The sequence below is a fragment of the Denitratimonas tolerans genome, from assembly GCF_037203605.1.
Lineage (GTDB): Bacteria > Pseudomonadota > Gammaproteobacteria > Xanthomonadales > Xanthomonadaceae > Denitratimonas > Denitratimonas tolerans.
Genome location: NZ_JBBDHC010000001.1, coordinates 40,084 through 54,800, shown reverse-complemented (window position 1 = coordinate 54,800; position 14,717 = coordinate 40,084). Strand labels below are relative to the sequence as shown.

Sequence of the window (14,717 nt, the reverse complement as noted above, 5' to 3'; positions counted from 1 at the left end):
CAGGTCGTTCTGGTGTGGCACAGCCACGCGGCGCGCGGGACGGTTACACTTGGCGGCTCCGGCGCAGCCTGCGCCACCTCTGACCTTGCGGAGAAGCACGTCCATGATCCTTCGTTCCCTGATGTTCGCCGGCCTGCTGGTTCCGGCGCTGGCTTTTGCCCAGGAATCCACCGCGCCGGCCGCCGCACCTGCCGCCGCGCCGGCTGAAATCGCCGCCCCGGCACCGCGCGTGGCGCTGCACACCAATCTTGGCGACATCGTGATCGAACTCGACGCGGCCAAGGCACCGATCTCTTCGGAGAACTTCCTCGCCTATGTGAAGGACGGCTACTACAACGGCACCGTCTTCCACCGCGTGATCGACAACTTCATGGCGCAGGGCGGCGGCTACACCGCCGACCTCCAGCCCAAGCCGACCCGCGCCCCGATCCGTAACGAGGCGAGCAACGGGCTTTCCAACCTGCGCGGCACCCTCGCGATGGCGCGTACCGGCGAGCCGCACTCGGCCAACTCGCAGTTCTTCATCAACCTCGTGGACAACCCGCGCCTCGACTACGTCAGCGACGAGAACGGCATGACCTGGGGCTATGCCGTGTTCGGCAAGGTGGTCGAAGGCATGGACGTGGTCGACAAGATCCGCGCCATCCCGACCGGCGGCCAGGGACCGTTCCACTCCGATGTCCCGACCCAGGCGGTCGTGATCGAGCGCGCCGAAGTGCTGGCCGCGGCCGTGCCGGCGGACGCGGAGTAAGTCCGCCCGTGGGACAGGCGCGCACCGATGCCGGCGGCAGCCGCGTGCGCGCCCTGTTCGTCTCCGATCTGCATCTGGATCCGGCCAGGCCGCAGATCACCGACCTGTTCCTCGCCTTCCTGCGCGAAGAAGCCGCGCGGTCGCCGGCGCTCTACATCCCGGGCGATCTTTTCGAGGCCTGGGTGGGTGACGACGACGACGCCGAGCTGCCCGCGCGCGTGGCGCAGGCGCTGCGCGCGCTGGCCGATGGCGGCACGCGGATCGCCTTCATTCGCGGCAACCGCGATTTTCTCCTCGGCGGCGGCTACGCGACCCGCGCCGGTTTCGAGATCCTGCCCGACCCTTGCGTGATCGCACCGGGCGGCGAGCCGATCCTGCTCCTGCATGGCGATCTGCTGTGCGTGGACGACGCCGCGTACCAGGCCGTTCGCCGCCAGGTGCGCGATCCAGACTGGCAGCGCGCGCTTCTGGCGCGGCCGCTGGCCGAGCGTCGCGCCTTCGCCCAGGCCGCGCGTCAGTCCAGCGCCGCGCACCAGCAGGCCATGACCTCGCAGGAGATCGGCGACGCCGCGCCGCATGCGGTGGAGGACTTTTTCCGCCGCTACGGCGTCTCCCGCATGATCCACGGCCACACCCATCGCCCGGCGGTGCACGACCTGGTGGTCGACGGCGTGCCGCGCCAGCGCATCGTGCTGGGCGACTGGTACGAACAGGGCAGCGTGCTGCGGATGTACGAGGACGGGCGCTGTGAACTGGCCGGACTGATCCTGCCGGACTGATCCCGCCGGCGTCAGCCGCCGCGGGTCTTGCCGGGCTTGGGCAGCCGCACCATCGCGGTGTGCGAGGCGAGGTCGTGCCAGGTGCGCCGCTCAGGGTCGATCAGGCTCCAGAGAAACCCCAGGCCGAAGGCCGCCAGCGACACCCCGGCGGCGAGGTAGCGGCGCGCCAGTTCGCCCCATTCCGGGGTGGATTCGCCATCGTACCGCACCAGCCGCAGCCGCCAGGCGCGCATGCCCAGCGTCTGCCCGCCGCGCCGCCAGCTCAGGCCGAAATAGCCGAACCCGACCGCCAGCATCAGCGCGAACTCCAGATAGGCCGCCGGACTGCCGGGCGTCACCGGCGCGCCGCCGCGCGCCAGCAGCACCAGCGCGGCGGTGGCGAACCACAGTGCGCCCAGCGGCAGCAGGTCGTAGATCATCGCCATCAGGCGGAAGCCCAGCGCAGCGGGTTCGGCGGCGAGGCGGGGCGGGGAAGGCGAATCGGGCGCGGTCATCGGCGAAGGATAGCGGCAGCACGCCGCGTGCGGCGGGCGTGGCGCTCCGGCCGCTATGCTGGGCACATGTCTTCCGAGGCCATTACCCGCCGACGCCTGCGCGCCCGCGCCATGCCGCCCGTGCCGGAGGCGGCGCGCGGCCAGATCGACGCCTTCATCGACCACCTCTGGGCCGAGCGCGGCATCTCCGCCCAAACCCAGGCCAGCTACCGGCGCGATCTCGAAGGCCTGGCGCGCTGGCTGGGCGACGCGGTGCGCCTGGATGCGCTGGACCGCGCCCGACTGTTCGACTACCTCGCCTGGCGCACCGACGCCGGCTACGACCCGCGCAGCAACGCGCGACTGATGTCGAGCCTGCGTGCCTTCTACGCCCGGCAGGTGCGCCTGGGCACGATGGCAGAGGATCCCACCGCCCTGGTGCAGCGCCCCAAGGCGCGGCGCAAACTGCCGCGCACCCTGGCCGAAAGCGAGGTCGAGGCGCTGCTGGCGGCACCGGATGCGGAAAGCCCGCTGGGCCTGCGCGATCGCGCGATGCTGGAGCTCATGTACGGGGCCGGCCTGCGCGTTTCCGAACTGACCGGCCTGCGGCTTGCGGAAGTGAACCTGCGCCAGGGCGCGCTGCGCGTCACCGGCAAGGGCGGCAAGGATCGGGTGCTTCCCATCGGCGAGGAAGCCGCGCACTGGCTGGATCGCTATCTGGCCCGGTCGCGTCCGCTGCTCGCCGGCGGGCGCGTGCGCGAACCGCTGTTCCTCACCCGGCGCGGCACCGCGGTGAGTCGCCAGCTCTTCTGGCGGGGCCTCAAGCGCATCGCCCTCGCCGCCGGCATCGACGCGGCGCGGGTGACGCCGCACGGCCTGCGCCACGCCTTCGCCACCCACCTGCTCAACCACGGTGCCGACCTGCGATCGCTGCAGATGCTGCTTGGTCACGCCAGCCTCTCCACCACCCAGATCTACACCGCCGTGGCGAAGGAGCGCCTGCAGCAGCTCCACGCCCGCCACCATCCGCGCGGCTGAGACACCGGCCACGCCGTTCGCCACTGGCCCGGTAGAGGCCGCTCCCTTATCCTTGCCCATGAACTTTCTGCCTGCGGCCCGGTCGAACGCGCGTTGCAGTCCCATTACCGTTCCCGAGGAACCGCCATGAACCGCTTTCTGATCGCCGCCGCGCTGGGCGCGGCCGCGTTTTCCGCTTCCGCCGACGATTCCGCGGTTGAGGCTGCCATCAAGTCGCTGGTGCCCGGTGCCAAGATCGACAGCATTGCCGAGTCGCAGGTGCCCAACTTCTATCAGGTCGTGCTGCAGGGCCAGGTCATCTACATCAGCGCCGACGGCCGGTTCCTGTTCCAGGGTTCGGTGTTCGACATTCCCAACAAGATCGACCTGACCGAGAATACCAAGGCGGGCCTGCGCAAGGGCGCGCTGGCGGCGGCGGGTCCGGAGCGGCGCATCATCTTCCCGGCCAAGAACGAGAAGTATGCGGTCACCGTGTTCACCGACATCGACTGCGGCTACTGCCGCCGCATGCACGGCGAGATGGCCGAGTACAACAAGCGCGGCATCAGCGTGGAGTACCTGTTCTTCCCGCGCTCGGGCGTGGGCGGGGAGTCGTACGACAAGGCGGTGTCGGTGTGGTGCGCGACCGATCGCAACAAGGCCATGGACAACGCCAAGGCCGGCGGAAAGCTCGAATCGAAGACCTGTGACAATCCCGTGGCCGCCGACTACGAGCTGGGCCAGAGCGTGGGCGTGAACGGAACCCCGGCGGTGTACACCAGGGATGGCACCCAGCTGGGCGGCTACCTGCCGCCGGAACAGCTGCTCCAGCGCCTGGACGCACTGGCCGGCGCGCGCTGATCCCCGCGATCCCGTCTCCGCATCGGGCCCGCCAGGCCAAGCCGGCGGGCCCTTTCGTTAGAATTGAGTCCCTTTCGTCCGACCCGATGACAACCATGCTGGTATTCCAGGCCCGGACCGCCCTGAGCGCCCACGCGCAATCGCGCCTCCAGGCGCGGCTGCGGGCGCTCGATGCAAGGCTGATGCTCGGGGCCGTATCGGACATCTATTTTGCCCAGCCCGAACCGGGGCGGGTCGTCGATGCGCGCGATCTGGCGCGGGTGCTGGGTGCCGCCGTGCTCGATGCGCCGCTGCCCGCAGGGCGGCTGGCGCTGCCGCGCCTGGGCACGATCTCGCCCTGGTCGAGCAAGACCACCGAAATCGTGCGCGGCGCGGGGCTGGCGGTGCGGCGGGTCGAGCGCGGCCAGCACTTCGCGGTGGCGGGGCTGACGCCCGGCATCGAACCGGCGGTGGCGGCGCTGCTGCACGATCCGATGACCCAATCGCTGGTGCCCGATCTTGCCGCGGCCGCCGCCCTGTTCGACGCGCCCGCGCCGGGCGGCGTGGTGCGCGTGCCGCTGGCCGGGCTGGAGGCGGCCAACGCGACGCTGGGCCTGGCGCTGTCCGCGGACGAGATCGACTACCTGCGCGAACGCTACGGCGCGCTGGGGCGCGATCCCACCGATGCCGAGCTGATGATGTTCGCGCAGGCCAACTCCGAGCACTGCCGGCACAAGAACTTCAACGCGAGCTGGACACTCGATGGGCAGGCGCAGCCGCGCAGCCTGTTCGCGATGATCCGCAACACCCACGCGAAGTCCCCCCAGCTCACCCTCAGCGCCTACAAGGACAACGCGGCGGTGATCGAGGGTTTCCCGGCGCGGCGCTTCCGGTGCGATCCTGAAACCGGTACCTGGGGTGCCGGTGCGGTGCAGCCGAGTGCCTTCGCGATCAAGGTTGAAACCCACAATCACCCTACCGCGATCGCGCCCTTTCCCGGTGCCGCGACCGGCGCGGGTGGCGAAATCCGCGACGAAGGAGCCACCGGGCGCGGCGGTAAGCCCAAGGTCGGTCTGAGCGGTTTTTCCGTCTCGCACCTGCGCATCCCGACCCTGCCGCAGCCCTGGGAAGCGGCGCGCCCGCTCAATCCGCGCATGGCCTCGGCCCTCCAGATCATGCTGGACGGGCCGCTCGGTGCGGCGGCCTTCAACAACGAGTTCGGCCGCCCGGCGGTCACCGGCTACTTCCGCAGCTTCGAGCTGGAAACCCCCGAATCGGGCCTGGTGCGCGGCTACGACAAGCCGATCATGCTGGCCGGCGGCGTCGGCGCGATCGATCCCGAACAGGTGGAAAAGCTCCCCGTGCGCCCCGGTGACGCGGTGGTGGTGCTGGGCGGCCCGGCGATGCTGATCGGGCTGGGCGGTGGTGCCGCCAGTTCGCTGGCCAGCGGCGAAAGTTCGGAAGGACTGGATTTCGCCTCGGTGCAGCGCGACAACCCGGAAATGCAGCGCCGTTGCCAGGAGGTGATCGACGCCTGCTTCGCGCGCGGTGCCGACAATCCGATCCGCAGCGCGCACGATGTCGGCGCGGGCGGGCTGTCCAACGCCATCCCCGAGCTGCTGCACGATTCGGGCGTGGGCGGGGTGATCGATCTTGCCGCCATTCCGCGCGACGACCCGTCGCTCTCGCCGATGCAGCTGTGGTGCAACGAGTCCCAGGAGCGCTACGTTCTGGGCATCGCGGCCGAACACCTCGACGCCTTCCGCGCGATCTGCGCCCGCGAGCGCTGTCCCCACGCCGTCGTCGGCGTCGCCACGGTGGAGGAACACCTCCTCGTGGCGGAGTGCCCGCTCGACGAATCCCCAATCCCGAATCCTCAATTCCGCGGCGAAGCCGCCATCGACATCCCGATGGATCTTCTCTTCGGCAAGGCGCCGAAGATGCAGCGCGACGCCGAGCGCGGCGCGAACGCGCGCTGGCCGCGCCTGGATACCGGGGCGATGGACCTGCGCGAGGCCGGCCTGCGCGTGCTGTCGCACCCGAGCGTGGCGAGCAAGAACTACCTGGTGACGATCGGCGATCGCACCGTCGGCGGCCTGGTGGCGCGCGACCAGATGGTCGGTCCCTGGCAGATACCGCTGGCCGACTGCGGCATCAGCCTGGACGACTTCTCCGGATACACCGGGCAGGCGCTGTCGATCGGCGAGCGCGCGCCGCTGGCGCTGCTCGATTCCGCCGCCGCCGCACGCATGGCGGTGGGCGAGGCCATCACCAACCTCCTGTCCGCGCCGGTGGCCGATCTCGCCGAGATCAAGCTTTCGGCCAACTGGATGGCCGCCTGCGGCCACGGCGACGAGGACGCGCGCCTGTTCGACGCCGTCCGCGCCGTGGGCATGGAGCTGTGCCCGGCGCTCGACATTTCGATCCCGGTCGGCAAGGACTCGCTGTCGATGGCCTCCAGGTGGACGGGATTCGGGAGTGGGGATTCGGGATTGGCAGGAGCAAAGAGCCCGCCCGACTCCATCCTCTCGAATCCCCAATCCCCAATCCCCAATCCGGGCGAAGCCCATCGCTGCATCTCCCCCGTCTCGCTGGTGGTGTCGGCCTTCGCGCGGGTGCGCGACGTACGCCAGGCGCTGACGCCGGTGCTGGCGCGCGAGGTCGATTCGGAGCTGTGGCTGATCGGGCTGGGCGGCGGCAAGCGCCGCCTCGGCGGTTCGATCCTGTCGCAGGTGCACGGCACCTTCGGCGGCGAGCCGCCCGATCTCGATTCGCCCGAACTGCTGCGCGGGCTGTTCAATCTGGTCCGCGACGCGCGCGACACCGGCATCGTCCTGGCCTGTCACGACCGCAGCGACGGCGGCGCGTTCGCCGCGCTGTGCGAGATGGGCTTCGCCTCGCACTGCGGGCTGGAAATCCAGCTCGATCACTGGGGCGACGATCCGTTCAGCACGCTGTTCTGCGAAGAGCTGGGCGTGATCGTGCAGGTATCGATGGACGACCGCGCCGAATTCGCCGACCTGGTGGACCGGCACGGACTCACCCACTGCGCGCAGCGCATCGGCAAGCCGCTCGCCTCACCGCGCGTGCGCGTGCTGGCCGGGCGCGACATGCTGGCCGAATGGGGCTGGCAGGAGCTGTTCGATGCCTGGTGGCAGGTGACGCACGCCATGCAGGCGCTGCGCGACACACCCGAAAGTGCCGATGCCGAGCGCGCGGCGCGGCGCGATTTTTCCGCGCCGCCGCTCGCACCGAGGCTCGGCTTCGATCCGGCCGAGGACATTGCCGCGCCCTACATCGCCAGCGGCGCGCGCCCGCGCGTGGCGATCCTGCGCGAGCAGGGCGTCAACGGACAGGTCGAGATGGCGGCAGCCTTCGACCGTGCCGGCTTCGAGGCGGTGGACGTGCACATGACCGACCTGATCGAAGGCCGCCTGCGGCTGGACGACTTCCGCGGGCTGGCGGCCTGCGGCGGATTCAGCTACGGCGACGTGCTCGGAGCCGGGCGCGGCTGGGCCACCTCGATCCTCGAGCGCGCGCCGCTGCGCGAGCAGTTCGCCGCGTTCTTCGCGCGCGACGACCGCTTCACCCTGGGCGTGTGCAACGGCTGCCAGATGCTCAGCCACCTGCGCGAACTGATCCCGGGTGCGCAGCACTGGCCGGCTTTCCTGCACAACGCCTCGGGGCGCTTCGAGGCGCGCCTGGCGATGCTGGAAGTGGAGGAATCGCCGTCGGTCTTCCTGCAGGGCATGGCTGGCTCGCGCCTTCCGGTGGCGACCTCGCACGGCGAGGGCCGCGCGACGTTCCGCGATCCCGCCGACGCCGCGCAGGCGCGCGTGGCGCTGCGCTATGTGGCACCGGACGGAGCAGCCTCGCCGGGCTACCCGTTCAATCCGAACGGCTCGACCGACGCCATTGCCGGCCTCACCAGCCTCGACGGTCGCGCCACCCTGATGATGCCGCACCCCGAGCGCGTGTTCCGCAGCGTGCAGATGTCCTGGCGGCCGGCCGACTGGGGTGAGGACGGGCCGTGGCTGCGGATGTTCCGCAATGCCCGCGCCTGGCTGGGCTGAGGGCGCGCGATGAAGATTTCCCCGCTGCGCGAGTTCATCTGGTCGGCCATGCTCTGGCTGCCGCTGATGTTCGCGCTCTGGTTTGCGCTCAACACGGTGGTGGCGTTTCCGATCGTACGCATGGCGCACGTTTTCGTCGACTTTCTCGTGCCCGGATTGCTGAGCGAAGCCGGACAGGATTACGCGCGCTTCGCCTATGCCTATATCGTGGACATCAGCCGCGTGCCCGGCCTGCCCGGTGGCAAGCTGGAGATCGACGAGCAGAGCGTCAACGTGCTGATTTACGCCTACTCCATGCCGCTGTTCTGCGGCCTGGTGGTGGCCAGCACCGACACCTGGCGGCGCACCTTCCTGCAGTGGGGCATCGGCCTGGCGGTGCTCGCGGTGACGAGCGCCGCGGGCGTGGCCATGGAAGCGCTCTACACGATCCGCGACGGCACCGGCAATGCGGTCGCCGCCGCGCTCGCCGAGGAAGGCTTCGGCGATCTGGCCGCACAGGCCGGGCAGGCGGCCAACGCCTTCATCGCGCAGCGCTTCGATGCCGCCGGCATCAACGTCGAAGTGCTGGCGCTGGTGCGCCAGTTCGGCTATCTGATACTTCCGCCGGTGGTTCCCATCGTGATGTGGATCCTGCTCAACCGTCCCTTCCTCGAAACCCTGGTCGGTTGGGACGAGGATCTGGGCGAAGACGCCGGCGGCAACCCGGGAGAAACCCCATGAATGCTCCATCCGCTGCGGCCGTGGCCGTGGACGTGGACGATCAGGATGCCGTGCTGGACCAGCGCGAGGATCTGATCTGCCAGCAGCTGCTCGCGCGCGGCCGGCTCAAGGACGCCGATTTCGCCCGCGCCCGCCGCCTGCACGAGGAATCGGGCGGCGGCAGCCTGGTGTCGCTGATGACGCGCATCGGCCTGGTGTCGGAGCGTGACGTGGCCGAAGCCAGCGCCGAGGTGTTCGACCTGCCGCTGGTGACCTCCAGGGATTTCCCCGAGAACCCGCCGTCGGTGCAGATCTCGGTGCGCTTCCTCAAGCAGCAGCACGTCTGCCCGCTGGCCGAAACCGAGGAGTGCATCGAGCTGCTGGTGGCCGATCCGGCCGACGACTATCCGGTCGAGGCCATCCGCATGGCGACCGGGCGCGAGGTGGCGGTGAGGGTCGGGCTGCGCGCGGAGATCGATGACCTGATCGAGCGCTATTTCGGCACCGGGCGCTCGGCCATGGGCACCATCGTGGAAGACCTGGGCGAAGGCGCGGATGCCCGCGACGAGGACGATGTCGAGCACCTGCGCGACCTCGCCTCCGAGGCCCCGGTGATCCGCCTGGTGAACCTCATCATCCAGCGCGCGGTGGAACAGCGCACCTCCGACATCCACATCGAACCCTTCGAGAACCGCCTGAAGGTGCGCTACCGCATCGACGGCGTGCTGGAGGAAGCCGAATCCCCGCCCGCCAACCTCACCGCCGCGGTGATCTCGCGCGTCAAGATCATGGCCAAGCTCAACATCGCCGAGCGCCGCCTGCCGCAGGACGGCCGCATCATGATCCGGGTGCAGGGCAAGGAGCTGGACCTGCGCGTGTCCACCGTGCCGACCGCGCACGGCGAGTCGGTGGTGATGCGTATCCTGGACCGCGAATCCATCGTCTTCGACTTCAAGAAACTCGGCTTCACCGACCAGTTCCTGGCCGACTTCCTCAAGGTGCTGGAGCTGCCGCACGGCATCCTGCTGGTCACCGGCCCGACCGGCTCGGGCAAGACCACGACGCTCTACACCGCGCTCTCCCAGCTCAACACCCCGGACGTGAAGATCATCACGGTCGAGGACCCGGTCGAATACCAGCTCGAAGGCGTCAACCAGATCCAGGCCAAGCCGCAGATCGGGCTGGATTTCTCGCACGCGCTGCGCTCGATCGTGCGGCAGGACCCGGACATCATCATGATCGGCGAAATGCGCGATCTTGAAACCGCCAAGATCGCGATCCAGTCCGCGCTCACCGGCCACCTGGTGCTGTCCACCCTGCACACCAACAACGCCGCCGGCGGCGTCACCCGCCTGCTCGACATGGGCGTGGAGGATTACCTTCTCACCTCCACCGTCAACGGCATCCTGGCGCAGCGCCTGGTGCGGCGCCTGGAACCCACCCACGCCGAACGCTACGAACCCTCGCCGGAAGTGATCGAAGAGTTCGACCTGCGCAAGTTCCAGCCCGAGGGCACGATCCACCTCTACCGCCCGGTGCCTTCCGCACTCACTCCCACCGGCTACCTCGGTCGTACCACGATCATGGAGTTCCTCGTGGTCACCGAGCCGATCCGCCGCCTGGTGATGAAGCACGCCGATACCAACCTCATCGAGGAAGAAGCCCGCAGGCTCGGCATGCGCACCATGTACGAGGATGGCCTGGTCAAGGCGATGCAGGGCGTCACCACGATCGAGGAAGTGCTGCGCGTGACGCAGGAAAACTAGCGATGGGATTCGGGATCAGGGATTCGGTATCCGTAACGGCGGGTGTCGCTTCGCTGATCGCGCCTTCGTGTCCCGACGTACCAGGTTGCCCGGCTATCCTCCAATCTCCAATATCCAATCCCGAATCCCGCTGATGCCCCACTTCCGCTACAAGGCCCTGAGCACCGCCGGCGACCCGATCGAGGGCGTGATGGAAGCTGCGAGCGCGGAAGAGGTGATCGTGCGGCTGCAGGATGCCGGCAACCTGCCGCTGGACGCGCGCCCGGCGGACGATTCCGGCGGCTCGCTGGCGGCGCTGTTCCGGCGTGCGCCGATGAAGGGCGCGCAGGTGTTGCAGTTCACCCAGCAGCTGGCGACGCTGCTGGGCGCTGGGCAGCCGCTGGATCGCGCCCTGCAGATCCTCCTCGACCTGCCCGACTCGCCCGAGGCGCGGCGCGTGATCGAGCGGGTGCGCGATGCGGTGCGCGGCGGTACGCCGCTGTCGCAGGCGCTGGAACAGGAAGAAGGCGTGTTTTCGCGGCTCTACGTGAACATGGTGCGCGCCGGCGAGGCGGGTGGCTCGCTGCACGACACCCTGAAGCGCCTGGCCGAGTACCTTGAGCGCAGCAAGGCGCTGCGCGAATCGGTGATCAACGCGCTGATCTACCCGAGTATCCTCGTGCTGATGGTGTTCGGCGCGCTGCTGCTGCTGCTGGGCTACGTGGTGCCGCAGTTCCTGCCGCTGTTCGAGGACATGGACGTGGAGATGCCGCTGTTGACCCAGGTGGTGATGGCCCTGGGCAACTTCGTCAGCGGCTACTGGTGGCTGCTGCTGGCCGGCCTGGTGGCCGGCTTCATGCTGCTGCGGCGACGCCTGGCCGATCCGCAGACCCGGCGCGGGTTCGACGCCTGGGTGCTCAGGCGCGGCCTCGTCGGCGGACTGGTCGCGCGTCTGGAAACCGCGCGCCTGGCCCGCACTCTGGGAACTTTGGTGCACAACGGCGTTCCATTGCTCACCGCACTGTCGATCGCGCGCAACGTGATGGGGAACCTCGCGCTGTCCGATGCGGTCGAAGCCGCCAGCGCGGAGGTCAAGACCGGTGGCGGTCTGGCGCAGGCGCTGGGGCGCAGCAAGCTGTTCCCGCGCCTGGCGCTGCAGATGGTCGCGGTGGGCGAGGAATCGGGGGATCTGGATACCATGCTCACCAAGGTGGCCGACACCTTCGACCAGGAGGTCAAGAATACCGTCGAGCGCCTGCTGGCGGCGCTGGTGCCGACAGTGACGGTGTTCATGGCGGCGGCAGTGGCCCTGATCATGATGGCCATCCTGATCCCGATCTTCAGCCTCACCAACGCGGTGGGCTGACACACAAGTGAATACGGACGCATGATGATGAAGACGCAACGCAGCTCACGGATCGCGGCCCACGCCCAGCGTGGTTTCAGCCTGATCGAAATCCTGATCGTGGTGGCGCTGATCGCGGTGATCGCAGGCATGGTCGCCAACCAGGTGTTTGGCGGGCAGGACAAGGCCAAGTACAAGCTGGCCCAGACCGACATCACCTCGCTTTCCGCCAAGGTCGGCCAGTTCGAAATGGACGTGGGCGATCTTCCGCAGCGCCTGGAAGACCTGATCAGCTCACCCGGCAACGCCAAGGGCTGGCTGGGTCCGTACATCAAGGAAGGCTCGCTGAAGGATCCGTGGAACACGCCCTACGAGTACCGCGTCAGCGGCCGCAGCTTCACCATCACCAGCTACGGTGCCGACAAGAAACCCGGCGGTGCCGGCGTGGATGCGGACATCACCAACGAGTGAGGACCGTGCCGGGCGCGCGTGCGGCCGGAGAGGACATGCCGATGCGCGTCGCACGCGGATTCACGCTGGTCGAGATCCTCGCGGTCGTCGCGCTGATCGCGCTGGCGATGACCCTGGTCGCGGTCACTGTCGGTGACGGGCTGACCGGCGCGCGGGTCAAGGCCGCCAGCCGCGACCTCGTGGCCGCGATGCGCTACACCCGCGGGCAGGCGATCGTGAAGCGCGAGCCGCAGGCGATCGCCATCGACGTGGACGGCCGACGCTACCGTGCGCCGCGGCGCAAGTGGGTCGAACTGCCGAAGAACATGGAAATGAAGCTGGTCACCGCGCGCTCGGAAATGGAGGGCGAGGGCATCGGCCGCATCCGGTTTTTCCCCGACGGTGCCTCCACCGGCGGCAACGTCGAGCTGATCCTGGGCGAGGTCGCGTGGCGCATCGAGGTCAACTGGCTGACCGGCGAGGTGAGCGTGATCGAACCCAAGGACCGGGAGCGCTGAGATGAGGGTGTCCAGGCCGGAGCGGGCGCAGCGCGGATTCACCCTGATCGAGATCGTGGTGGCGTTCTCGCTGCTGGCCGTCGGGCTGGCGGCGGCGATGCAGATCGCGGTGAGCTCGATGCGCCAGGCGCGCAGCGCCGAGGCCTTCACCGAGGCCTCGCTGTACGCCCAGTCCCTGCTCGATGGTCTGGGCGTGGGCGAGCGCCTGCAGGAAGGCGGCGACTCGGGCCGTTTCGGCGACCGCTATGCCTGGGATCTGGAGGTCACGCCCTACGACGTGGCCAGCGATCCTCCGATCGATCCGGCGATGGTGCCGGTGCAGCTTTACCGGCTCGATCTGCGGGTGCGCTGGGAGCGCGGCCGCAACGACTACGAGGCGCGGTTCTCGACCCTGCGTGCGCTCACGCCGGAGGTGCGATGAACGCCCCGCGCCGTGCCCGCGGCTTCACCCTGCTGGAAGTGCTGATCGCCATCACCCTGCTGGCGCTGCTCATCGCCATGGCCTTCGGCACGCTGCGCGGCGCGGTCGCCACCACCCACGCCGGCGAGCGCGTGGTGACCTGGACCAACCAGACCCGCACCGTGCAGGAGTTCCTGCGCCGCCAGCTTTCCCACGCCATGTCGATTCCCTTCGATCGGCAGGAGGACATCGGCGAAAACCGCGTGTTCGAGGCCGGCCGCGACGAGCTGCGGTTCGTCGGGCCGATGCCCGGCCATCTGGCCAACGGCGGGCCGCACGTCCAGTGGATCACCCTGGCCGGCAGCGAAATCCTGTTCGACCACGCCCAGCTCAACGGCTACGACCCGGACAGCCCCAAGGCCAACAATCCGCGCGCCCCGGTGCTGCTGATGGCCGGCGTCGCTTCCGCCCACTTCGAATACCGCGGCCTGGACGAGAACGGCGAGCTGGGCGAGTGGGCGCGCGAGTGGGACAACGTGCAACAGCTGCCGCTGCTGGTGCGCGTGATGGTGGAATTCGAGGCCGAGAACCGAGTCTGGCCCGATCTGGAAATCCCGGTCCTGGCCGGCAGCAGCATGCCCACGATGTTCCGGATGCGCCGCCCCGGCATCCGCAGCGGTTCCGAATCGGAGTCCAGGCGGTGACCCGCCGCCCGCCCGCGCCGTTTCCCGCCGCCCGCGCGCAGCGCGGCGTCGCCTTCGTGGTGGTGCTGTGGCTGATGGCGCTGCTGACGATCCTGCTGGGGGCCTTCGCGCTGCTCACCCGCACCGAGGGCATGCAGGCGCGCTGGCTCTATGACGCGACCGTGGCGCGCTACGCTGCCGAAGCCGGCATCCACGAGTCCGCGCTGTTCCTGTCGGTGCCCGATCCCATGCTGCGCTGGATCCCGGACGGGCGCGAGTACTCGCTCGAGTTCGACGAGGCCCGGCTGACGATCCGGATTACCGACGAATCGGGCCTGATCGATCTCAATACCGCCGACATGTCGATGCTGACGGAACTGTTCCGGGGTGCGGGCGTCGAAGAGGATCAGGCTGTCGCGCTGGCGGCGGCGATCCAGGACTGGCGCGATGCGGATGATCTGGTTTCACCCAACGGGGCCGAAGAGGCGGAATACGATGCCGAAGGCTACGCCTGGGGGCCGAAGAACGCCCCGTTCGACATGGTGTCGGAACTGCTGCAGGTGCTGGGCATGACGCCCGAGCTCATGCAGCGCATCGAGCCGGCGGTGACGGTCTATGGCGGGCAGTCGCGCCCGAACCTGGCGTTCGCGCCGCTGGAGGTGCTGCTGACCATTCCGGGCATGACGCCCGAGCTCGCCCAGCAGATCATCGACGCGCGCCACGCCTGGGATCCCAACAGCGGCATGCCGGCCCCGATGTTGCCCGATGGCACGGCGCTGATGGCGCAAGGCGGCACTGGCACGTATAGTATCGAGTCCCGCGCCACGCTTCCCAACGGAACCTGGACGCAGGTGGATGCCACGATCCGGCTTGGCGGCGGCGGAGTCTCCGGCATGGCATTTACGGTCCTGCGGTGGCAGGACGGCGGTTCCTTCTGAGCTTTC

14 protein-coding genes are annotated in these 14,717 nt (G+C 69.1%); 13 read left to right on the top strand and 1 reads right to left on the bottom strand.

The features are described 5' to 3' along the window. Nucleotides 1–103: 103 nt before the first annotated feature. Together WB794_RS00240 and lpxH are read left to right on the top strand one after the other, a co-directional pair. Nucleotides 104–751, top strand: a complete 648-nt coding sequence (locus WB794_RS00240) for a peptidylprolyl isomerase (RefSeq protein WP_337333831.1) — start codon at nucleotides 104–106, stop codon at nucleotides 749–751. Nucleotides 752–795: 44 nt separating this feature from the next. After that, entirely contained in the window at nucleotides 796–1,530 is a 735-nt protein-coding gene (lpxH, locus tag WB794_RS00235) for a UDP-2,3-diacylglucosamine diphosphatase (protein ID WP_337334014.1), read from the top strand. A gap of 11 nt (nucleotides 1,531–1,541) precedes the next feature. Here lpxH and WB794_RS00230 read toward each other — a convergent pair whose 3' ends face one another. Then, nucleotides 1,542–2,024, bottom strand: a complete 483-nt coding sequence (locus WB794_RS00230) for an RDD family protein (protein ID WP_337333830.1) — start codon at nucleotides 2,022–2,024, stop codon at nucleotides 1,542–1,544. 66 nt (nucleotides 2,025–2,090) lie between these two features. Here WB794_RS00230 and xerD point away from each other — a divergent pair, with 66 nt between their 5' ends. The 11 genes from xerD to WB794_RS00175 all read left to right on the top strand — a co-directional run bounded on the left by xerD (nucleotide 2,091) and on the right by WB794_RS00175 (nucleotide 14,711). After that, the gene (gene xerD, locus WB794_RS00225; protein ID WP_337333829.1) at nucleotides 2,091–3,041 is read left to right on the top strand and encodes a site-specific tyrosine recombinase XerD; all 951 of its coding nucleotides are present in this window, start codon (nucleotides 2,091–2,093) and stop codon (nucleotides 3,039–3,041) included. Nucleotides 3,042–3,167: 126 nt separating this feature from the next. After that, entirely contained in the window at nucleotides 3,168–3,881 is a 714-nt protein-coding gene (locus WB794_RS00220) for a DsbC family protein (protein WP_337333828.1), read from the top strand. Nucleotides 3,882–3,976: 95 nt separating this feature from the next. Further along, the gene (purL, locus tag WB794_RS00215) at nucleotides 3,977–7,933 is read left to right on the top strand and encodes a phosphoribosylformylglycinamidine synthase (RefSeq protein ID WP_337333827.1); all 3,957 of its coding nucleotides are present in this window, start codon (nucleotides 3,977–3,979) and stop codon (nucleotides 7,931–7,933) included. A 9-nt stretch (nucleotides 7,934–7,942) separates the two neighbouring features. After that, a complete protein-coding gene (locus WB794_RS00210) occupies nucleotides 7,943–8,653 on the top strand; it encodes an exosortase H-associated membrane protein (protein ID WP_337333826.1) in 711 nt (236 codons plus the stop codon). Beyond that, complete coding sequence (gspE, locus tag WB794_RS00205; protein ID WP_337333825.1) at nucleotides 8,650–10,398, top strand: type II secretion system ATPase GspE; 1,749 nt, start codon at nucleotides 8,650–8,652, stop codon at nucleotides 10,396–10,398. Before WB794_RS00210 ends, gspE begins: the two co-directional genes overlap by 4 nt. A 133-nt stretch (nucleotides 10,399–10,531) precedes the next feature. Continuing rightward, on the top strand, nucleotides 10,532–11,743 hold the full coding sequence (gene gspF, locus WB794_RS00200; RefSeq protein WP_337333824.1) for a type II secretion system inner membrane protein GspF: 1,212 nt from the start codon (nucleotides 10,532–10,534) through the stop codon (nucleotides 11,741–11,743). Nucleotides 11,744–11,770: 27 nt separating this feature from the next. Continuing rightward, nucleotides 11,771–12,193, top strand: a complete 423-nt coding sequence (gene gspG / locus WB794_RS00195) for a type II secretion system major pseudopilin GspG (protein ID WP_337333823.1) — start codon at nucleotides 11,771–11,773, stop codon at nucleotides 12,191–12,193. A 35-nt stretch (nucleotides 12,194–12,228) separates the two neighbouring features. Continuing rightward, complete coding sequence (locus WB794_RS00190; protein WP_337333822.1) at nucleotides 12,229–12,690, top strand: GspH/FimT family pseudopilin; 462 nt, start codon at nucleotides 12,229–12,231, stop codon at nucleotides 12,688–12,690. Between the two features lies 1 nt (nucleotide 12,691). After that, nucleotides 12,692–13,111 (top strand): type IV pilus modification PilV family protein, encoded by a 420-nt coding sequence (locus WB794_RS00185; RefSeq protein WP_300236536.1) that lies wholly within the window; start codon nucleotides 12,692–12,694, stop codon nucleotides 13,109–13,111. Continuing rightward, entirely contained in the window at nucleotides 13,108–13,794 is a 687-nt protein-coding gene (locus WB794_RS00180; RefSeq protein WP_300236533.1) for a prepilin-type N-terminal cleavage/methylation domain-containing protein, read from the top strand. Before WB794_RS00185 ends, WB794_RS00180 begins: the two co-directional genes overlap by 4 nt. Next, complete coding sequence (locus WB794_RS00175; protein ID WP_337333821.1) at nucleotides 13,791–14,711, top strand: type II secretion system minor pseudopilin; 921 nt, start codon at nucleotides 13,791–13,793, stop codon at nucleotides 14,709–14,711. Before WB794_RS00180 ends, WB794_RS00175 begins: the two co-directional genes overlap by 4 nt. Nucleotides 14,712–14,717 lie beyond the last annotated feature (6 nt).